Source organism: Pseudomonas halotolerans, assembly GCF_039581215.1.
Taxonomy (GTDB): Bacteria; Pseudomonadota; Gammaproteobacteria; order Pseudomonadales; family Pseudomonadaceae; genus Aquipseudomonas; species Aquipseudomonas tehranensis.
Genome location: NZ_JBCNTJ010000012.1, coordinates 76,358 through 96,796 on the forward strand (window position 1 = coordinate 76,358; position 20,439 = coordinate 96,796).

The following is a 20,439-nucleotide window of genomic DNA, read 5'->3' on the forward strand; positions in this document are numbered from 1 at the left end:
GCTTACGCCAGCCTCACTGTTTCAGTTTGGACCTGTTTGTCAGGATGGATCTTGAACCAGATGGAATACATCGCCGGCAGAAACACCAGCGTCATGATGGTGCCGACGAAGGTCCCTCCGATCAGCGTGTAGGCCAGCGTCCCCCAGAAGACGGAATGCGTCAGGGGGATGAATGCCAGGATGGCCGCCAGCGCCGTCAGCAGCACCGGCCGGGCCCGTTGCACGGTGGCCTCGATCACCGCGTGGAACGGGTCCAGCCCTTCTTGCGCGTTGTGGTGGATTTGACCAATCAAAATCAGCGTATTGCGCATCAAAATGCCCGACAGTGCGATCAGGCCGACCAGGGCGTTGATACCAAACGGCTGCTGGAAGATCAGCAAGGTCGGCACCACGCCAATCAATCCCAGCGGCGCGGTGAAGAACACCATGACCATCGCCGAGACCGAGCGTACCTGGAGGATGATGATCAGCAACGTCAAGGCAATCATGATCGGCAGCAGCGGAATGATCGCCTGGCCGGCCTTGCCCGACTCCTCGATGGCTCCCGCCTGCTCGATCCGGTACCCGTCAGGAAGGGTGTCCATGAGCGGCTGCAGTTGTTTGATGATTGCGCTCGATACGTCCGGTGGCTGCAAGCCTTCGGCAATGTCGCCGCGTACGGTAATGGTCGGTGTGCGATCACGCCGCCGCAGGATCGGGTCCTCCATGCGCACATCCACCTCGCCAACCTGGGACAGCGGGATACGCTGTCCCGCCGCGCCCACCAGGGTAAAACCTTCTATCTTGGCGGGATCGAGTCGAATATCACCCGCGGCGCGACCGACAACTTGCACCGAACGGATGTCCTCGCGAACCGCCGTAATCGGCACCCCCGTGAGCAGGAACTGCAACTGCTGGGCGACGGCATTCGAGGTCAGACCCACCGCCTGCAAGCGATCTTGATCCAGGCTGAAATGGAGCGTCGGCGTCAGTGGTCCCCAGTCGGTATTGACGGTCCGCATCATCGGGCTCGCCTGCATGACGTCCTGTACCCGGCCGGCGATCTCGCGCAACGTTGACGGATCAGGGCCCATGACCCGGTAGGCCACGGGGAATGGCGAATACGGACCAAACACCAGTTGAGTCACCCGCACCCGCGCTTGCGGGGCGAGCCCTTCGGCGACCGCTTCGCGAAGACGGAACTTGAGGGTTTCACGGGCCTCCTGGCTGCTCGTCAGCACCACAATCTTGGCGAAGGATGGGTCAGGGAGCTCCGGCGCCATCGCCAGGTAGAAGCGCGGCGCACCTTGACCGATATAGGCGGTGATGATTTTCGCCTCATCCTGCTTTTGCAACCAGGCCTCGACCTTGGCCGTGGCGGCGCTGGTCTGCTCGATGGAGGTTCCATAGGGCATCTGCACCTCGACCATCACCTCGGGACGGTCTGAGGTCGGGAAGAATTGCTTCTTGACCAGACCCATGCCGAGAATCGCCACGACAAATGTCGCGACCACAGTGCCGGCCACCCACCATTTGCGCACGATGACGCGAGTCAGGACCTGGCGAAAACGATTGTAATGACGCGTGTTGTAGATCGCCGCGTGGCCGCCCTCGACCGGCTTGATGTCCGGCAAGAGCTTCACCCCAAGGTAAGGGGTAAAAGCCACCGCGACGACCCAGGAGGCGATCAGGGCGATGCCCACGATCCAGAACATGTTGCTGGTGTACTCGCCGGCGGTCGATTGCGCAAAGCCGTTGGGCATGAAGCCAATCGCCGTCACCAGCGTACCGGACAGCATCGGCGCAGCGGTGTGGCTCCAGGCATACGCGGACGCTTTGATCCGGTCGTAGCCCTCCTCCATTTTCACCACCATCATTTCGATCGCGATGATCGCGTCGTCCACCAACAGCCCGAGCGCCAGGATCAGCGAACCCAGGGTGATCCGGTCGAAGTTCTTGCCGGTGGCCGCCATCACCACAAACACGATCGCCAGTGTCAACGGTACGGCGGCTGCGACCACAACGCCTACACGCCAGCCCATGCTGAGAAAGCAAACGAGCATGACCACCAGCAGCGCGACAAAAAATTTGACCATGAACTCACCGACGGCCGAGTCAATGTTCACGGCTTGATCGGTGACCTTGGTCAGCGTCATGCCCAACGGCATGCCTTCATTGATCTTGGTCGTCTCGGCGTCCAGCGCCTTGCCCAGGTCGAGGCCGTTCCAGCCCTCGCGCATGATGATCCCCAGCAGCAGCGCCTCTTCGCCGTTATTGCGAACCAGGAAAGTGGCCGGATCTTCATATCCACGCTCGACTGTCGCGACGTCCGAGAGCTTCAGCGTGCGCCCCTGGATCGCAAGCGGTGTATCGCGAATGTTCGCCAATTTATCGAAGGCGCCGTCCAACCGCAGGACGACTTGCGGCCCTTGGGTTTCGATAGAGCCAGCAGGCGTGAGCAGATTCTGGCTGTTCAGCGCGGCGAAGATATCCTGGGGCGAGACGCCCAAGGTGGCGAGTCGATCATGGGAGAACGACACAAAGATTCGCTCGGGCTGCTCACCGATGATGTTGACCTTCTTCACGCCCGCGACGTGCAACAGGCGCTGGCGCAACACTTCGGCATCTCGCACCAGCAGGCGCTGCGGCTCGCCTTTGGCCTTCAGGGCGAACAGCGCGAAGGTAACGTCCGAATACTCGTCGTTGACCAACGGCCCGATGACACCCGCCGGCAGTCGGGTGGCCTCATCGTTTAGTTTCTTGCGTGCCTGATAGAACTCCTCTTGCACTTGCGAGGGTGGCGTGCGATCAACCAGTGAGACCATGGTGAACGCCAGACCTGGACGGGTGTAGGTTTCCGAGCGGTCGTACCATTTCAGTTCTTGCAGGCGCTTTTCCAGCGGCTCGGCGACTTGGTCCTGCATCTCCTGGGCGGTTGCGCCTGGCCAGGCAGTGATGACGGTCAACTGCTTGACCGTAAACGGCGGGTCCTCGGCACGCCCCAACTGGAAGAACGCCAAGGTACCCGCGACGGCAATCAGGAAGATCAGGAACACGGTAATGGAGCGCTCGCGAACGGCGAGTGCCGATAAATTGAGGCTCATTGACGGCCCCCGGCAACCTTCACGTCATCCTGTTGGCTCAGCCGCACTTCCTCCCCATCGCGCAGTAGATGGGCGCCCAAGGCGACAATGCGCTCGCCAACCTTGAGCTCACCTGCAACTCGGGCAGCGTCGTCGCTCAAGCCCAGGACCTGAACAGGTCGCCAGCTGACTTTCGCCGGTTCGCCAGCAATGACCCACACACCGGTTCCCTTGCCCGGGTCATAAAGGGCTGCGATCGGAACTTGCAGGACCGGCCCTTGCGCGGCGTCTTCGGCGATCCGAAGGGTGACGGTCGAACCCAGCGGCGCATTGGCCAGCCCGCCCGCCAATACATACCGCGCTTCAAAGGTGCGCGTCACAGGGTCAGCCGAATCCGACAGCAGCCTCAGCTTGGCAGTGACAACAGCCGAGGTGTTGCCATAAAGCGTCGCCTGCGCGGTGGACCCTATGGCCGGACGCAATGTCTCAGGCAATTGCACAATGGCTTCGCGCTGACCGGCCCGTGCCAGCCGAACCACCGGCTGCCCAGGGCTGACCACCTGCCCGGGTTCGACGAGTGTCTCCATGACAACGCCATCGGCGTCCGCCAGCAGTACAGCATAGCCCGACGCATTCCGGGCCACGTCAGCCTGAGCTTGCGCGGCGCTGAGTTGCGCCTTCGCGGTATCGGCGGCGGCTTTGATCTGGTCGTAGCCGGACGCGGAAATGGCACCCGCGGCGACCAGTTCGCGATAACGGGCCTCGTCATCGGCGGTCTGTTTGGCTCGGGCTTTGGCGGCAGTGACCGCTTCTTGCTGGGCGCGTGCTTGCAAGCCTAAGTCGATGGGGTCCAGACGCATGAGCGGCTGACCCCGCTTAACGGTCTGACCGGTGTCGACCAGACGCTCAAGTACCTTGCCCGACACTCGGAAACCCAGGTCACTCTGGACGCGGGCCGCCACGACTCCGGTGAAAGAACGCCAGAGGCCGGACGAATCCTGAACCTCAGCGACCCTCACCAAAGGGGCGAGCGTGCGCGGATCTTTGGCGGTGGAAGAGTCGCCACACGCCGTCAGGACGAGAGGCAACAAGCAAGCGGCAAGGGTGACAGGTCGAAGCCGGCGCATAGATTCCCTACTTGAAAAATAGAAACAGGTGTCACATTCTCTGGCGTGTGACCAATACTGTCAATGGTCACAACCATTGTGATCAGAGTCTATATCGCAGCTTCTCCCAGCACATACTGAGACATTATCCCCACGGATAGCACCACCCACGAGGCGTGCATTGACATAAAGTGACCAATATATAATATGGTCACAAATCAATCTCCACTTCAGGAATTTCCATGTCGCCACTCCACCCCGCTGCTCTGATACTGAGTGCCAGCTTGATGGCAGGCTGCGCGGTGGGGCCGGACTATCGCCGTCCGGACACCGCGCTATCGGACCGTTTCCTCGGTCAGCTGCCTGTCGAACAGCGGCCCGCGACAATGCCGGCCAGCCTCGCAGCGTGGTGGGAAGGCTTTGATGACCCAACGCTGACCGAATTCGTCGCCAAGGCACTTGAGCAGAACCTGGACCTGGCGCAGGCCTCGGCGCGCGTCGCGCAGGCGCGAGCCGGCCTGGGTGCGGCCAATGCCGCTCTGCTGCCCTCGGGCAATATCAGTGGCCAGGCTGCGCGCGCCTATCAATCAGTCGAAACTCCGCTCGGCCAAGTGCTGAATTCAACGCCTGGCTACGATCGGTATGGAAGCGCTTACGAACTCAACCTCGGGGCCAGTTGGGAGGTCGATTTGTTTGGCAGCCTGCGACGGTCACGCGAAGCCGCCCTGGCCGAATACCAGGCATCCGCAGCGGGCGCCACGGCCATCCGCCTGGCCGTCGCTGCGCAGACCGCCGACATCTACATCACTGTTCGCGGATTACAGACCCGTTTGGGCATTGCCAACCAACAGGTCAAAACGCAGCAGGCACTGCTGGAGAAGGTCCAACTGCTCTACAGCAAGGGCCTCGCCGCCAGTTATCAGGTTCGCCAGACCGAAGGCGCCTTGGCACAGGTCCAAGCGACAGTGCCGGTTCTGCAAATTGGCCTGGATGCTGCGATGAACGCACTGGATATCATGCTCGGCACGCCGCCCGGCACGCATCGCACACAACTGGCAAAGGCGCGGAGCATTCCTCTGGCACCCCAGATAACCGCGATGGGAACCCCTGCCGATCTGCTGCGCCGCCGGCCCGATCTTATCGTGGCCGAGCGCCGTCTAGCGGCCTCCAATGCACGCATCGCAGAGGCCGTTGCTGAGTACTATCCAAAATTCTCCCTCAGCGCGTTGCTCGGTAGCGCCACCGCCGTATCCGCCGGCAACCTTTTCACCGGTGGCGCCAGCCAGTCGGCGGGGGTATTGGGACTGCGCTGGAGGCTCTTCGACTTTGGCCGTATCAACGCGCAAATCGATCAAGCCAAGGGACAGGAAGCCGAGGCCCTGGCCGCTTATCGCCAGTCCGCGCTGCGTGCCAGCGAGGATGTCGAGAACGCGTTCTCCTCGTTGGTCAATCGCGAAGCCCAGGCGACCACCCTCACCGCAGCAGAGACGGCCCTGACTCAGGCACGTCAATCTTCATTCATTGCCTATGAGAAAGGCACCGCTAGCCTCATCGACGTCCTGCAAGCCGACGAAACACTGCTGCAGGCTAGCGATGCTCGAGCGCAAGCACGAACCGAATCAGCACGAGCAGCGGTTGCGGCGTTCAGGGCACTGGGCGGTGGCTGGCAGCCTTCCCACGCCGAGCCTGTGGCAACTCGATGACGTAACCAAGTGACGTGGTTGAGAACTGATGCACCATCGTCATTCAAGTGACTATATGCAAAAATAGTCACAATCCAGATAAATGAATACCTTCATTCAAGAAGTGAAATCGTAGGGGGCAAAGCTTCGCCACATTGGCATGGCACGCAGCCGAAGCTCAGGGCATGAGGCTACGCAGGATGAGATTGGAGGTGAGCGTTGGGGCATCCTCGATGCGATCGAGGTTGTACTGCAACAGCAAGGGATTGACGAAAGGCTGGAGCGCCAGATGTATCGCGTCTACCGTCTCGTCCAGTGGCGTCCTGCGCTCGAACTCACCGAGTTCTCGACCCTCCCGTACGATCTGCAGAACAAAGTCTTTGATCTGGGCATTATAAACCTGCGAGCTTGGCCAACGCTCCGAGGCCGAGAACGCGGCGATGTCGTAAAGCTTGCGGTCGTTGAAGAACAGGTCTGCGCCCGTGACCATCAGTGTTTTGACCATGCGTCTAAAGCGCTCCGTGGCTGAGAGGCCTTCCACCTTGATGGCCTCCTCCACGGCGGCAACGATTTGCGCCAGACGATTTTTGCAGATGGCTTCGCCGATGGCCTGCTTGGAATCAAAAAACTTGTAGATGTACGCCTTGGAAAACCCAATGGCCTTGGCCAGGTCGGACACCGTGGTCTTGCCGTAACCGTATTGACTGAAATGTTCGTTGGCCGCCGCGACAATTTGGTCTCGGATGTCATGGTCGACTGGGCCGCGGACGCTGGGGGAGATTGGCTGGTTCATGCAATCAGCTTACTGACCTCGGAGGTGGATGACAACGTGTGACTTAACTGTAATAAAGTCACAAACCGACGATATTATGAAACCGTCGCCACCGCACCTGAACACTGATATTTCGGTAGAGTTCGCGCCCATCGACGGCAGGGGCTGCACATTAAGCTGAACGAGCAGGGATTGATCGACCTCCTCCATCCGGGTACGGATTCCGGTGGAGGGCAAGAGCACATCTGGCAAGCTTGGGACAGGCCTCAGTCAGTTTGCGGCCAATCCTCGTCGGGAACGTCGTAGATATCACCGCCCTCCACGCCATCGATTTCGTACTGTGTCAGATAGTCGCCGAGCAGGTCGCCGAAGTGGTCCTGCTGCGTCTGTCGCTTGCCCTCCGCAATAAGGCCCGGAAGCAAGAGCGCAACCGCGCCGACGCCCGCAGCCACGGTGCCTAGGACTCCAGCCAGCGGGGCCATCGCCGCCCTGACTGCCAGATGACCTAAAAGGCCTGCGCCGCCCTCGATCGCTGATGCCAGGCCCGCCAACGACGCCAGTGCGCCTGACGTGATGCTGATACCACCACTGACGAGGTCGCCCTTGCGAATCGACTGAACCCCATCAAAGATTCCGTACGCACCCGCAACGATGCCGGCCAAACCGCCGATACCCTTGGCACCGCTTTCAAACTTGTCGGCAGTGCCAGTGAGAGATTTTATGGGGTCGTCGAAAAAGGCTCTGATTTTCGGATCAAGATCAGTGTTTCCTTTGTTTTTCAGGTAGCTTTTCAGGTTCTTGGCACCACCCTCGGTGAGCAGGGTCGTCGTCATGACCGATCCGGTGGTGATGTCTATGATGTTTCGTTCGGTCAGGTTTGAGCCATTCTGAGCGCCTTTGGCGATCGTCACGCCAGCCATGAAGATGCCGCTAACGCCATGCAGTACCCCTTTGTCAGACAAGTTCTTGAGGTCGGGGTTGAGCCAGGACGACTTCAATTCCGCCAGCGACTTGGTGCCTTGGCGCAGAATGTCCCAATTCGAACGGATACCCGCGACGATCTGATCGGCCGTTGCGACGGTGCCATCCGGATTGGTCACCAGTTCTGGATTGGACTGGATAAGCGTCTCGGCCATCGTCCTGACTTTTGCCTCGTCAAGCTCGTCACCGCCATTGATACCCAGGGCTTGCTTGACATCCTCGAAGGTGCCGTCTTTCATGGCGTTGTCGCGCCCGATCCGGCTGAAATTGTCGTTCAACTGTGGGTCTAAACCTGCGGTGACGCTGGGATCCAGCGCCGCGTTGTAGAGCGCGACCTCCGCGGAGAAGGTGCCGACCGCTTCTTCGAAGGTGCCCGTTTTCATCAGTTCTTCCAGTCGCGTCCCGGAAGCAAGCGACTGCTCGTAATAATCCTGGAACGCCTGGGCATGCTGAGAGGCAGCGAGCCCCTTCTGAATTTCTGCCCGATCATTGATGCCGAGCGCTTCCTGATAAAGCGTTGCCGTCGAGAAGTATTCGGCCAGCACCGCCTGTTGGTCGGTGCTGCCGTCTTTCGTATGCTTTTCCCACAGCGCATCAAGAGCTGCACCGGACTTGATGTCATCGTAGTTTTTTTGCACCGAGTCCTTTAACCCAGGAACTGCCTCAAATAGATTGGCCATCTGCGTCGAGGTGGTTTCATTAAGAAACTTGACCACCTCGGGATCACTTTGTAGCTGCTCAATGTGGCTGTTGACATCGGCAAGCAGCTTGTTGGGATCTGGATGGCTGCGAACAGCGTTGGCGATGGACACCTTACCGTAGTCGTCACTCCACATACCTGCAGCCGCACCGTCGATGATCAACTGTTGCGCCTTGAGCAGATCCTGTAACACCGCGGCCCGCTGTTCGACGGAATAGTTGCCTGGGTTTTCGAAGACGTCCCTGCCCAGGTCACTGGTATCGATGCCGGAGACCGAGTGGGTATTCGCTACCTGATTAAGGAATAGCAGTGCGTCCCCAGAGGTCTTGGGGCTGGTGTTCTTCAGCCAGTTTTGGATATCGTTCTTGCCGAGCTTTCCATCAGGTCTGCTCTCCAATGGTTTCCCAGCGGTTTCGAGCATTTCGAACGCCCCCGTCTGCGACCAAAAAGTCAGGGCTTGCTTCAAGTCATCGCTGATGTTCGGGTTTTCATCCAGGTATTTGTGCAAGGCCTCGCGCGACAGATGTTTACCGCTATCGGTCCGATCGCTGATCTCGTCAAAGTTCTCCAGCAGCAGCGCCGAATGCTTCGCAAGCTCCAGGGAGGTTGCGTCAGCATTCGGGGAAGCGTTCAGAAAGTCGTTATAGGCGCCGATGTCGTCGGCTTTGACAGCAACAGGGCGTAGCCACGCATTCAGATCGTTGCTGCTGATTTTGCCGTCGGCCTTGTTGTTGTGTGCCTTGGTATCAAGCAGGTCAAAAAATCCTTTGTTATCGAGCAGAAACTGGGCCGCCTCGCGCTCTTGCGCGCTTCGATTTTCATCGACAGCGAACTTCCTCAAATCCTTATCACTGACAATACTGTCGGAGCCATTCCAGTCGTCCCATCGATCACGGACCGTTTCGATGATCTCGCTGTTCTGCTCGTAAAACGTGCTCTGGTAGCCTTCCTGTTTCCAAACCAGCTGGTTGTAGAGGTCGGGCGTCACATCCTTCGAGACATTGATCTTTTCGCCATTGATAGTCAGGCGGATAAAGCCAGTGTGTTCATCCGGGGGCAGGATGTCTGCGCTCGCCAGTTCTTCTGCTGATAGAAGCGCGCCATCGCCGCGCAATGCAAAGCCTTCGTCGTTGCCCTTTTGCAACGCATCAACCTGGTCGAAGTAATCAGGCGTCGCTTCCTTGCTGATAGTGATTTCATTGCCCTCTTTGTCCCGGGCTGTGTAGGCCACCACCTCGTCATTTACCAGCCATGCCGTGAGGTTCTCGAGATCCTGGAGCGGTACGGTTTCGTCGTTGCGCAGCGTACGTCCGTGTTGCTGCTTCAGCGCTTCGATCAAGGTGCCAAGCGTTTCTCGCACCGCCACGCCTACCGCACCGCCCAGGTCAGACTTTTTATCGCTGACGTGCTTGCGGGCCGTGCCAAGTATTTTCTCAAAGCGCTGACCCACTTCAGAATCAGGGAACTGGTTATCTACGGGGCGGACATTGCTGTCGATTCGCAAGGGGACGTTCTCCTGATCATAGAGCCGATAGCGCTAGGGGAATCAACTATTACCGTTGCACATGACAGGGGGATGACTTGGCTGGGCGGCTACGACACAGAGGTGGACGCAGGGAGGGAGCCGGCGCTGCAGCCGCTCTAACGCAGCGCTTGCTCTCCATTTCGTAACACTTGCCACGTTTGTACCGCCCCACCCGCAGCCACCCTCAAATCAAGCGTGCGGCCACCAGGATATCCGCCACGGCCTGGAAGGTATTGTCCGGCACCGGGTCCCCCGGCACAGCCCGTCGGGCGATTTCATTGGCCAGGACGCTATCAAGGCTATGGGCGATCCCCAGGCCCGAGGCCTGCGCGAGCATCTGCGCCGCCTCCTCGAACTCGGCCTTGCATACCACTACCGGCACCGGGGTTTCACCGCGCACGTAACGGATGCCCACCACCCAGCCACTCGCGGAGCCGACCATCAACGACGCACGGCTCACCCCCAGCTTGGTGGCCAGGGCTTGCATTTCGCGGCGTTGGCGCTGGCGTTCCTGCTTGATCATCGGATCGCCGTCGCTGTCCTTGCGTTCGCGCTTCTGTTCGCTGAGGGTCATTTTCATGTCGCGACCGAACAACCAGCGTTGCATCAGCACGTCTGCCGCGCCGACCAGCAAGAAGGCGGCCAGCACCGTGAATACCAGCGGCTTAAGCACCAGGTAGAAGGTCGATTCGATGCAGCCAGCACCGCAGCGCGATGACTCCATCAGCGCCTGTAACGCCATGCGCCCGACCACGTAGAAGGCCAGGCCCAGGAGCACGACCTTGACCACGCCCTTCAGGAACTCAACGAAGCTGCGCATCGAAAAAATGCGTTTGAAACCTTCGGACGGGTTGATGCGCTTGATGTCTGGCTTGATCGGTTCGACCGAGAACACCACGCCACGCATGGTGATGATGTTGGTCAGGATCACCGTCCCCACGGTCACGGCCACCACCGGCAGGGTGAGGTTGATCAGCAATTGCTCGGCGGTGTCCAGCACGCGTGGCCAGACGCTGTGAAAGGGTTCGATGTAGATCAGCGCGATCAGGTCCAGCAACGCGGTGATCTGTGCCTGGGCCTTGGGCACCATGATCGAGATGCACAGTGTGCAGAACAGGATGACCATGCCCGAGACCAGGTCCTGACTCTTCGATACCTGGCCTTTCTTGCGCGCTTCGCGAAGCTTTTTGTCCGTGGCCGGTTGTGATTTTTCTTCGCTGCTATCGCTCATCGGTGCTTCCCATGGTAAAGGGAGCTCCTGCCGAGTCTGTCAGGGTCTTGAGTAACTCCACGACGCCACGGAATTCGCCGAGCTGCTCGATCATCACCGGGACCAGGAAGCCGATGTAGACCACCATCAAGATAGTGAAAAACAGATTTTTCACCGGCAACGACAGGTCGAAAATGTGCAGGTTGGGGGCCATGCGCGACAGGTAGGCAAGCATCAGGTCGGTGACCAGCATGCAGATGATCAGCGGCCCGACCATGATCACGCCGATACGAGTCACCTGGTCGAGGATTTGTAGCACCGCCAGCAACGCCGAGCTGGCGAACAAAGGCGTGAAGGCAGTCGCGGGCCATAACAGGTAGCTGTGGTAATAGCCGTCGACCAACATGATGAAGCCACTGGACATGAAGAACAGAGCGATCAGCATCACCGTCAGCAAGGTGGCCATGACACTGGATTCACCCGATGACAAAGGGTCCACCAACTGAGCCATGGTCGAGCCACGTTGCAGGTCGACCAACTCGCCGGCCACTTCCGCGGCCCAGAACGGGATACCGAACAACAGGCCGATGAGGATGCCGATCAAAAATTCCTTGATCAATAAGCCGGCCAGGAAAAAACCGCCATGCTCTGGCAGTGCCGTGAAAGCGCCGTACACCGGCACAAACATGGGGATGGCAATGGACACCGCCACGCAGCTGCGAATCATGCCGGTCAGGCCCAGGCGGTTGAATGCCGGGGTGATCACCACCACGCCCATGGCGCGACTGGCGGACAGCGCCGCCGAGCTGATCACCGGGTAGGCGACTTCGATGAACTGGTTGGCAAGCTCGATATTCATGCCACTCAGCGCGTCCACAACGGGAAGTTGTCCAGCACCTGGTTTCCCAGTTCAAGCACCTGGCTGGCCAGTAGCGGCCCCACGAACACGATCGTCAGCAGCACTGCCACCAGCTTGACCGCCTGTGGCAGGGTCTGGTCCTGGATCTGGGTCAGGGCCTGCAACAAGCCCACCCCCAGGCCAACGATGATCGCGACAACCAGCGCCGGAGCGGATAAAAGCAACACCGTCATCAGCGCCTGATTCATCAACGAAAGAAATACGTCCTGGCCCATTACGTCACCCCGTAGCTCAGAATCAGGCCATGCATCAAGCGCGACCAGCCGCTCAAGGCAACGAAAAGAAAGAGCTTCAGCGGTATCGAAATCAGCGTCGGTGAAACCATGGACATCCCCATGGCCATCAACACGTTGGCCACCAGCAGATCCACCACCAGAAACGGGACGTACAACAGAAAACCGATTTCGAAAGCACGGGTCAGCTCGGAGCTGACGAACGCCGGCACCAGCACCACAAGGTCATCGTCGCGCAGGTCGGCCCGGGCTTCGGGAGACCAGATGGTCTCAGTGGCCTGGATGAAAAAACCGCGTTCATTTTCGTTGGCGAAACGCGAAAGGTGCGCCTGTAATGGCGGCCTCAGGGCATCACCGAAGGCGGTGAGCTGCTCGATACTTTCGATGTTGAGATCGCGCCCCTGCACCTGTCGGTACATGTCACCGATCAATGGCGTGGTGACGTAGACCGACAGGATCAACGCGATGCCGTACAGCACCATGTTGGGCGGTGTCTGTTGCACGCCCAGAGCGTTGCGGATCAGGAACAGCACCACGGAGATTTTCATGAAACCGGTCAGGGTCACTACCGCCAACGGGATCAAGCCAATGGTGGCGACGACAACGATGATTTCAATCAGGTTGGGCTGGTAGCCATTCATGATGTGGCGATACTCAACACGCGCACGCCCAGGCCCGGACCGATCCTGACCAGTTGCCCCAGCCCGACGCGCCGCCCGTTGACCATCAGGTCCACGCTGTCCTGGCGTTGTTCGGTGAACGACAGCAGGCTGCCCTCCCCCAGTTCACGCAGTTGCGCCAGGGTCAACTCGATGCTGCCGGCCTGACAGACCATTTTCAACGGCAGGTCGTCCAGGCGCGTATCCAGGCTTTGCCCGTCCGGTGCTTCATTCATGGTGGGTGCTTCGCTCACAGGGAATTCCTTGGGAAAGTTGACGCGCATCGGTGTTTCAAGCAGTTTCAGCGTGGTGCCGTCCTGACCCGCCCGGGCGTACAGACGCTGGTTCACCGCCAGCCGCACCTGGGCCGTGGGCCAAGGATCGAGCATCACCACGTCACCAGGGTTGAGGCTGTACAGCTCGCCGACGCTCAGTTCGGCTTCGCCGGCCTCGACCGCCAGCCACAGACGCAGGTCTGTCAGTGCATGGGGAGCCGGCGATGCATGCTGGTCGAGCCATTGCGCGATCTGTTCGCCGGCCTTGGCGCTCAGGTGCAGCGCCACGGGCATGAGCGAACCGTCAAACTGGACCTGGGTTGTCAGGTGCAGCGGGCAGGCTTGTGCGGCCAGGCCGGCATGGGTCGGGTCGGCGTGGTCAATGCAGCGGATCGATTGCCCGGTCACGCGTTCCAGGGGCTCGATCAGGCTCAGCAAGGCCAGCTCCAGCAGCATCGCGCCAGGCAAGGTGTGCAGGTCCAGAGCAACGGGCAGGCCCAGGACGTGCAGCGCTTGCGTCGGCAAGTGCAGTCTGATGGCCGACGCATCGTCTTGCTCGCCAAGCCCCAGCAACAGCTCAATCGCCGTAGCGTCAAGCTCGACAATGCAACCCCAGTTCACGCTAATGGCCTGGCCCGCATATTCACCATTCCAGGTTTCGCGGTTGCGATGCAGGCGGTTGTGCAGGTCTACCCATCGGAGGTCGAACGATCTCGATTGCTCGACAAAGGGCGCCCAGGCGGGGTCATGGCGACCGTTCACGTACGCCCTCCAGTGGCCACACGAGGAATTTCGTCGGCCTCCAGCCGGTGTTCGTCGACACGGCGCTCCAAGCGCTCGCGGTCGTCGAGCAAGGTGTCGCAGGCTTGCGCCTGACGCTGTCGGGCCACGTGGGCAACCCGGAACACTTCGCGCGTTTGCTCGTGGACTGCCAGGGTGCGGGCCATTTCGCTGACGCTGACTTCCAACTGCCGTTGCCCCCCCTCGTACAACACCTCTAAATGCTCCTGGGCCGCGTGCCAGTTGCTGATCGACACCCCCGCTCCGATCAACCCGTAGATGCGCTCGGCTTCGCGGGCCAGGGCCTCACGATGCAGGCGCAGCTTTTCCTTGGCATCGTCCAGGGCGACGTGGGTTTCCCGACAGCGCTGCTGTTGAGCGGCCAGTTGGCTGGACGCACGTTGTTCACGTAACTGGCGCAAGGCTTGAAGGTTGCGCATGTCATTGGTTTTCATCGGGCCTCCAGGGTTGTCATGCCATGACCCTGCGCATGTGCTTCAGGGTTTCATCGGGGCTGCTTGGCTCGTTGGCGCCTTGGCGCAAGAACGCTTCGATAGCGGCATGCCGCGCAATCGCCTCGTCGGCCAGCGGGTCGCTCCCGGCCGCGTATTCGCCGACGCGGATCAGCATTTCGATCTCGTTACGCCGCGCCATCAACTCGCGCATACGCATGGCCAGGTGGCGCTGCTCGTCGCCACACACCTGGTCCATCAATCGGCTACGGCTTTGCAGCACATCCACCGCTGGGAAAAAGTTGCGTTGCGCCAGGTCGGCGCTGAGCACGATGTGTCCGTCGAGGATTGAGCGGGTTTCCTCGGCCACCGGGTCCATCGAAGCGTCGCCTTCGGTAAGCACGGTATACAACCCGGTGATGCTGCCGGTCTCGCCGGGACCGGCGCGCTCAAGCAAGCGCGGTAAGGCCGAGAAGAAGGATGGCGGGTAACCGCGACGGGTCGGCGGCTCGCCTACCGCCAGACCGATTTCGCGCTGGGCCCGGGCAAAGCGGGTCAGGCTATCCATCAGCAACAGCACGTTGCGGCCCTGGTCACGGTGATATTCGGCCAACGCGGTGGCAACGAAGGCCGCACGCACCCGCTCGGCGGCCGGGCGGTCGGAGGTGGCGACCACGGCAACGGTACGCCGCCGGGCCTCGGCGCCCATCTGCACATCGAGCAATTCACGCACTTCACGGCCTCGCTCACCGATCAGGGCGATGATGATCACGTCGGCATTGGTATTGCGCACGATGCTGGCCAGCAGCGACGACTTGCCCACCCCCGGCTCACCGAAGATGCCCATGCGCTGGCCCTGGGCCAAGGTCAGCATGCCGTCGATGCTGCGCACCCCCAGGGACATCGGGTGGGCGATCAGTTGACGGCTGAACGGCGCGGGAGGCTCGGCATGCAAGGGATAACGTAACAACCCACCCAGCGGCGGGCTGCCGTCGAGAAACTCACCCATGGGGCTGATCACCCGACCCAACTGCGCATCGCCGACGCTCACCCCAAGGGTCTCGCCGGTGGCGATGATTTCGGTACGGGTCGACAACCCGTCCATCGAACCGATGGGCGAAAGGATCGCCTCGTCATCCTCGAAACCGATGACTTCGGCAGCCAGGCTGCGGCCGCTGCCGGGTTCACGCAGTTGGCACAGCTCCCCAATGTGCACACCGGCGACGCTGGCGCGCAGCAGCACTCCACGGATACTGCGGATGGTGCCTTTCATGGGGCGCGGCCGGGCATTGACCAAGCGTTCGGCCAGGCGCGGCAGCAGATCATGGGGGATGACGATCACGGCTGTGCCTCGTCGGCAAACGGCAGCAGGTTGCGGCGCAGATTGAGCAACTGGGCTTCGAGCCCCAGCTCTACCGAACCTACCGGGCTGCTCAAGCGTGCCTGGCCAGCTTGCAAGCGATCGTCCGGCTCCACGGCAATCGCCGACAGGTCACGCTCTTGCAACTTGAGCTGCTGGCGTACGGCTTCGGCGTCCTGGCGCGAGACAAACAGGGTCAAGGCCTGGTCCTGGCGGAACGCCCCCAACGCCTTGCGGGTACAGCGCACCACACGTTCGGCATCGTTCATGTCATCGAGTATTTCGCGCACAATGCCCAGCGCCAGGTCAGCCAGGGACGTTTCCAGCCCTGCCAGCCAGGCATCGATCTTCAGCGAGGTTTCGCCCAGCAGCGCGCTGACCTGTTCGGCACCCTCCTGGCGACCGCTTTCAAACCCTTCGGCATGGGCTTGTTGCAACCAACGCTCGCTGTCTTGCCGGATGGCCTCGGCCTGGTCACGGGCGGCCTGCAGAAAGGCGTAACCGTCGATCCACAGGTCAGCCTGGTCGGCGCGCAGGATACGGACGGCAGGACGGGTTGGGAGTTCGCTCATCGGGTGCCCTGCTCTTCAAGCTGTTGGAGATTCGAAGCGGCGCTGCGCACGATGGCCAGGGCATTCGCCGCAGGTGCGCGAGTCACCGGCTCGCCCTCGGCTTGCAGCTCAGCAAAACGCAGGCACAGCCAAGGTCGCAGACTGGCGGGCTGCGCCTGCAGCCAGGCGGCTATACATCGGGCGCCATCGCGGTCGATGGTTTCAAGCAGTTCGGCCGGCTGGCGCAGTAAGTCGGCACCGCTGCCCAGGGCGCGGTTTGCCAACGCCAAGGCAAACACATCGCTGCCCAGCAAATCGCGCAGTTGGTTGACTGCATCGCCACGGATTTCGCGGCTCAGGGTAGTGCCATGCAGGATCGCGCCACACAGGCGCGGCAAACGCTTGAAGACTTCGGGAGACAGCAGCAGGACCGGCAGATCGACGGCATCGGGCAGTGGTAGGCGATCGGGGGCTTGCAGTTCATGACTGCTGAGCAGCAAACGCAGCAAACGCGCCTGGAAACGCGGCTGTGTGCGCAACGCATCCAGTTGCGCGCTGCCGAGGGTATCCGCAAAGCACGCCCCAAGAGCGTGTGTGCCGACGAAATCCAGTGGTTGCTCAATCAGCTCCCGCCATTGCTGCAACACGGCCTCACTCATTTAACCTCCTCCAGCGTATACAAGGCTTGGGAGGAACGACGCTGCCAGTATTGCCAGCCCAATACGCCGGCCATCGACAGCACGGCCAGCAACAGCACCCCGAACAGCATCCATGCGCGGGTCAGGTTGTCTTCGAGGATCCATATACCCAGGAAGCTGGCCAGGCGCGGCTGTGCATCGGCGCGACCGCTGACGGACGCGGCTTTGATCACAGTGACCGAGACACCTTCGTAACTCAAACCGGAAATGCCGTTGGCCACCAGGGTTTTGATCTGCGGGATCAACGGGTTGATGTCGGTATTGGGGTCGTAGCGCACCAGCACTGAAGCCGACGACGGGGAAATCACCCGTTTGAGCAGGTCATTGTCGGGCAACACCACATGCACCCGGGCAGAGACCACACCGTCGATCAGCGAAACGCTGTGCGAGAGTTCTTCACTGAGCGCATAGACCATCTGCGCCCTTTCCTGCACCGGGGAAGATACCAGGCCATTATTCTTGAACACCGCCCCCATGTTAGAAAAGGTCTGGCCCGGCAAGCCCGCTTCCTCGAGCAGGCTCATGGCTTCGGCAAAGCGCTTCTCGTCCACCACCACGGTGAGCTGGCCATTTTCCTGGACCTTGCGTGAGGCCGGCACACCATCGCGCAGCAGCACTGCAACCATGGCGTTGGCCTCGCGTTCGCTGAGGTTGGTGTACAGGTCGATATCGCAGCCCTGCAGCAAGCTGGCAAAGGTCAGGACAATCATCAGGCGCACGGCATGGCAACGGCGGAACATGGCTTTATTGACCTTTCAAGAGCGTGTTGGCTGCGCCGGAAATCTGCGTCGCGCCACGAACGACCATCTGAGTTTCAATGGAGTAATCGAACATGCGGCCCAATGACTGGACGATGTGGTCGATCTGTTGATCTCCGACCTTTTTTGCCGGCTCGCCCGCGCCGGCACCCGTGGGTAGCGAAGCCAGTTGTTGGCCGCCGGCAGGCGTCACGGCGCTGCCCGCCATCGGCCCATTCGTCAGCGCATCGGCACGCTTGGCGAAGTTCTGCGAGCGGTCAATGAAGCCGTTCAGGCGCTCCATCAGGCCTTCGCCGATTTGCTGTGGGCCGGCCCCGGCAGGCATGCCTTTGGCGCTGTCAGTCATGTGTTCGAACAGATTCTGGGAGGCCTGCAGATCGACCTGCCCCCCCGACGGCGGCTGGGCCGCCGTGGCTGTTGCTGCGAGACTTACAGTCATGGCGTGGGCCTATTCGTCGTCGTCCGACTGGGCTTCGTTGAGGATTTCCTGGGCACGCGGCATGATGATGAACTGACCCCCGATAGTGACGGCCTGAGTGATCAGGGCCTCGGTGAGTTCTGCATCGCTCAGTTCGCTCTTGGCGTTGTCCACAGCGGCATTGAACCGCGCTTCGGAGGGGGCAGTAACAGCGTTGTTGTCGCTGATGGGGGTGACTGACATGGTGACTCTCCTTTACTGGGCTGATGAAACATCGAACGGATAATTGAGCCTATAGGCGCGTGCTTTCATTCTTGTGTCACTGCACCGCCCCTGAATACACGCACGCCGCGCTCACGGGTCGCCGCCATCGGCGTCGAGGTCAGCTGCTGGTCGTGGTACTGCCCGATCATCGCCAGCCAGGCCGGCGGTCCGGAGATGAACAACTCATCGCCATCGGGCCCGACACGCACTGACATAGGCTTGCCATAAACATCCCGGCTGGCGACGTAATCCTGTAATTGCTCCAGTTGCCGACCCTGTACCTTGAATATTCGCGTATCGGTTTCGGCGTCGGAGGAGAGATAAAGCACATTGCCGTCGAAGTACCAGGCCAGGCCATTGAAGTCGCACAGCGCCGTGAGAAAATCCCCGGCAGTCTCAGCACGTATCCGGCTACGCGACTGGCCGCGCACCTTGTCCGACATGACCACGGTCAGGCCCATGTTGTGGCCGAACTCTTCCAGCGCGTCGCGCACGTCCTGCGCGACCAGCACATACGCATAGGGCCGAGTGAACCAACTTGGCTGCTGGCCGGCGGGATCCGCGTCAGTTGGACTGGCGGCCAGCGAGTTAAGCGCCGCCAGCACCAGCGCCAGACCGATAGCAGCCCGTTTCAGGTTACCCATGCAATGGCTCCCCGCGACCGGCCGGATGGCACGAACCAACAGAAAAACGTGCATGTTTACGGATCATGTCAAGAAGATGACTTAAACGTCGGGCAACCTGTCGGTTCTGAGAGGTCAACACTCCTTGGTTTTGGCCCCTGCAAAATCCGCCGAAAGAGCTCTGTTCATGCCAAATCGTTTTGCCTACACATCGTTGTTGCTTGCCAGCGTCATTCTTGCTTCCTGCGCCAACCAGCCGAACTCCGATGGTAGCTACCAGCGCTACATGCAACTGGCCGGCGACTTGCAACAACGTGGTGATGCAGGATCTGCCGCGGCCTTGTACGAAAAAGCCAGCCAGGAACCGGACGCCCAGATAGAGGCCTGGTTGAAGCTGGGCGAGGCGCGCCTGGCCAACGGCGATGCACGTGCCGCCGAGCGCGCCTACCAGCAAGCGCTGGAACGCGACCCCGAGAGCGCCGCGGCACTGCTCGGCATCGGCACTGCCCAACTGCACCAAGGCAAACTGGAGCGGGCAATCACCTCCCTGACCCAGGCCAGCGCGGGCAACGCTTCCCCCGAAGCACTCAACCGCCAGGGCGTGGCGCAGATGCTGCGTGGCCAGCCAGCGGCGGCCCAGGTGGCGTTCGCCCAAAGCCTGGCCCTGGCCCCCGCCAACCTGGATACCCAATGCAACCTGGCCCTCGCCTACGCCTTGGGCGGCCAGCCGCAGCGGGCGCTGCAAACCATCAAGGCGGTACACGAGTCGCCCCGCGCCCAGCCCAGCCACCAACGCAACGCCCTGCTGGTCATGGTGTTGAGCGGCCGCGAAAAGGACCTCAAGACCCAGGATCTGGAAGACATCACGCCCCAGCAATACACCCGGTTGCTGACCGAGGCCCGGCGCCTCAAAGCCATCCAAGACCCGGTGATCCAGGCCCGTGAGTTGGGACTGGTCGGCAGCCGCTGAGCCAGAATGCTTCATTGACCCTCCTGCTTGTCGGCTTTGGCCTGTTGCTCGGCCAACCGCCGACGCAGTTCCTCCCGATCGTAGCCTTCGATGTAGACCTGGGCTGCCCGGCCAACCGGCGCGGCCATGGTGGGGCCAGTCGCCCGGCCCTCGATCAGATCCGAAGGCTGCTCGACCATCTGCAACAGCATCAGGTTATTCGCACAACCCGGCGGCAGCAGGCGCGAGTAGGTCCCAGCATCGGTATAGAAACTGTCTTCGACCGGTGGTTCGAGGCACGCCACCGGCACCCGCTCAATGCGGCCATCGGCACGGATGAAGGCCTGGTAGTCCGGCGAATAGCTCACCGGATCAAGCTGGGTTTTGCAGGCAGTCAGTAGCCAGAGCACGCCGAACAGCAGAGCGGCCAAGGACAGGTGAGACGATTGAGGGTTCATGCTC

Annotated in this window: 20 protein-coding genes; 2 read left to right on the forward strand and 18 right to left on the reverse strand. The window is 60.8% G+C overall.

Translation table 11 applies throughout. The features are described from left to right. Nucleotides 1-2 precede the first annotated feature (2 nt). Nucleotides 3-3,083 carry an efflux RND transporter permease subunit gene (locus tag AAIS01_RS16935; RefSeq protein WP_343469866.1) on the reverse strand — a complete coding sequence of 1,027 codons (3,081 nt, stop codon included), beginning with the start codon at nt 3,081-3,083 and terminating at the stop codon, nt 3-5. Continuing rightward, on the reverse strand, nt 3,080-4,189 hold the full coding sequence (locus tag AAIS01_RS16940; RefSeq protein ID WP_343469867.1) for an efflux RND transporter periplasmic adaptor subunit: 1,110 nt from the start codon (nt 4,187-4,189) through the stop codon (nt 3,080-3,082). The genes AAIS01_RS16935 and AAIS01_RS16940 overlap by 4 nt, the downstream gene beginning before the upstream one ends. A 221-nt stretch (nt 4,190-4,410) precedes the next feature. On the opposite strand from AAIS01_RS16940, the gene AAIS01_RS16945 reads away from it, so the two are divergent. Further along, nucleotides 4,411-5,871 (forward strand): efflux transporter outer membrane subunit, encoded by a 1,461-nt coding sequence (locus AAIS01_RS16945; RefSeq protein WP_343469868.1) that lies wholly within the window; start codon nt 4,411-4,413, stop codon nt 5,869-5,871. A 157-nt stretch (nt 5,872-6,028) separates the two neighbouring features. On the opposite strand, the gene AAIS01_RS16950 is transcribed toward AAIS01_RS16945, so the two are convergent. The 15 genes from AAIS01_RS16950 to AAIS01_RS17020 form a co-directional block, all read right to left on the reverse strand. Continuing rightward, nucleotides 6,029-6,643: a TetR/AcrR family transcriptional regulator gene (locus AAIS01_RS16950; RefSeq protein ID WP_343469869.1), complete on the reverse strand. Its 615-nt coding sequence runs from the start codon at nt 6,641-6,643 to the stop codon at nt 6,029-6,031. Nucleotides 6,644-6,888: 245 nt separating this feature from the next. After that, entirely contained in the window at nt 6,889-9,807 is a 2,919-nt protein-coding gene (locus AAIS01_RS16955) for a type III effector HrpK domain-containing protein (protein WP_343469870.1), read from the reverse strand. Nucleotides 9,808-10,012: 205 nt separating this feature from the next. Next, complete coding sequence (locus AAIS01_RS16960; RefSeq protein WP_343469871.1) at nt 10,013-11,059, reverse strand: EscU/YscU/HrcU family type III secretion system export apparatus switch protein; 1,047 nt, start codon at nt 11,057-11,059, stop codon at nt 10,013-10,015. Beyond that, nucleotides 11,049-11,897 carry a type III secretion system export apparatus subunit SctT gene (gene sctT, locus AAIS01_RS16965; protein ID WP_186654470.1) on the reverse strand — a complete coding sequence of 283 codons (849 nt, stop codon included), beginning with the start codon at nt 11,895-11,897 and terminating at the stop codon, nt 11,049-11,051. Before sctT ends, AAIS01_RS16960 begins: the two co-directional genes overlap by 11 nt. 5 nt (nt 11,898-11,902) lie before the next feature. After that, nucleotides 11,903-12,172: a type III secretion system export apparatus subunit SctS gene (gene sctS, locus AAIS01_RS16970; RefSeq protein ID WP_186654472.1), complete on the reverse strand. Its 270-nt coding sequence runs from the start codon at nt 12,170-12,172 to the stop codon at nt 11,903-11,905. Continuing rightward, nucleotides 12,172-12,831 carry a type III secretion system export apparatus subunit SctR gene (gene sctR / locus AAIS01_RS16975; protein ID WP_186654473.1) on the reverse strand — a complete coding sequence of 220 codons (660 nt, stop codon included), beginning with the start codon at nt 12,829-12,831 and terminating at the stop codon, nt 12,172-12,174. The genes sctS and sctR overlap by 1 nt, the downstream gene beginning before the upstream one ends. Continuing rightward, complete coding sequence (sctQ, locus tag AAIS01_RS16980) at nt 12,828-13,886, reverse strand: type III secretion system cytoplasmic ring protein SctQ (RefSeq protein ID WP_343469872.1); 1,059 nt, start codon at nt 13,884-13,886, stop codon at nt 12,828-12,830. The genes sctR and sctQ overlap by 4 nt, the downstream gene beginning before the upstream one ends. Then, the gene (locus tag AAIS01_RS16985; RefSeq protein ID WP_343469873.1) at nt 13,883-14,359 is read right to left on the reverse strand and encodes a hypothetical protein; all 477 of its coding nucleotides are present in this window, start codon (nt 14,357-14,359) and stop codon (nt 13,883-13,885) included. Before AAIS01_RS16985 ends, sctQ begins: the two co-directional genes overlap by 4 nt. Nucleotides 14,360-14,375: 16 nt before the next feature. After that, nucleotides 14,376-15,689, reverse strand: a complete 1,314-nt coding sequence (locus tag AAIS01_RS16990; protein WP_431191929.1) for a FliI/YscN family ATPase — start codon at nt 15,687-15,689, stop codon at nt 14,376-14,378. Between the two features lie 5 nt (nt 15,690-15,694). Next, entirely contained in the window at nt 15,695-16,288 is a 594-nt protein-coding gene (gene sctL, locus AAIS01_RS16995; protein ID WP_343469874.1) for a type III secretion system stator protein SctL, read from the reverse strand. Next, a complete protein-coding gene (locus AAIS01_RS17000) occupies nt 16,285-16,926 on the reverse strand; it encodes a type III secretion protein (protein WP_343469875.1) in 642 nt (213 codons plus the stop codon). The genes sctL and AAIS01_RS17000 overlap by 4 nt, the downstream gene beginning before the upstream one ends. Next, entirely contained in the window at nt 16,923-17,705 is a 783-nt protein-coding gene (sctJ, locus tag AAIS01_RS17005) for a type III secretion system inner membrane ring lipoprotein SctJ (protein ID WP_343469876.1), read from the reverse strand. Before sctJ ends, AAIS01_RS17000 begins: the two co-directional genes overlap by 4 nt. A gap of 4 nt (nt 17,706-17,709) precedes the next feature. Continuing rightward, nucleotides 17,710-18,162, reverse strand: a complete 453-nt coding sequence (locus AAIS01_RS17010) for a hypothetical protein (protein ID WP_343469877.1) — start codon at nt 18,160-18,162, stop codon at nt 17,710-17,712. 9 nt (nt 18,163-18,171) lie between these two features. Further along, a complete protein-coding gene (locus AAIS01_RS17015) occupies nt 18,172-18,384 on the reverse strand; it encodes a hypothetical protein (RefSeq protein ID WP_186653841.1) in 213 nt (70 codons plus the stop codon). Between the two features lie 65 nt (nt 18,385-18,449). Further along, the gene (locus AAIS01_RS17020) at nt 18,450-19,049 is read right to left on the reverse strand and encodes a type III secretion protein (RefSeq protein WP_343469878.1); all 600 of its coding nucleotides are present in this window, start codon (nt 19,047-19,049) and stop codon (nt 18,450-18,452) included. Nucleotides 19,050-19,215: 166 nt separating this feature from the next. Here AAIS01_RS17020 and AAIS01_RS17025 point away from each other — a divergent pair, with 166 nt between their 5' ends. Continuing rightward, nucleotides 19,216-19,998 (forward strand): tetratricopeptide repeat protein, encoded by a 783-nt coding sequence (locus AAIS01_RS17025; protein WP_343469879.1) that lies wholly within the window; start codon nt 19,216-19,218, stop codon nt 19,996-19,998. A gap of 11 nt (nt 19,999-20,009) precedes the next feature. Here AAIS01_RS17025 and AAIS01_RS17030 read toward each other — a convergent pair whose 3' ends face one another. After that, complete coding sequence (locus AAIS01_RS17030; protein WP_186653838.1) at nt 20,010-20,435, reverse strand: hypothetical protein; 426 nt, start codon at nt 20,433-20,435, stop codon at nt 20,010-20,012. Nucleotides 20,436-20,439: the final 4 nt, after the last annotated feature.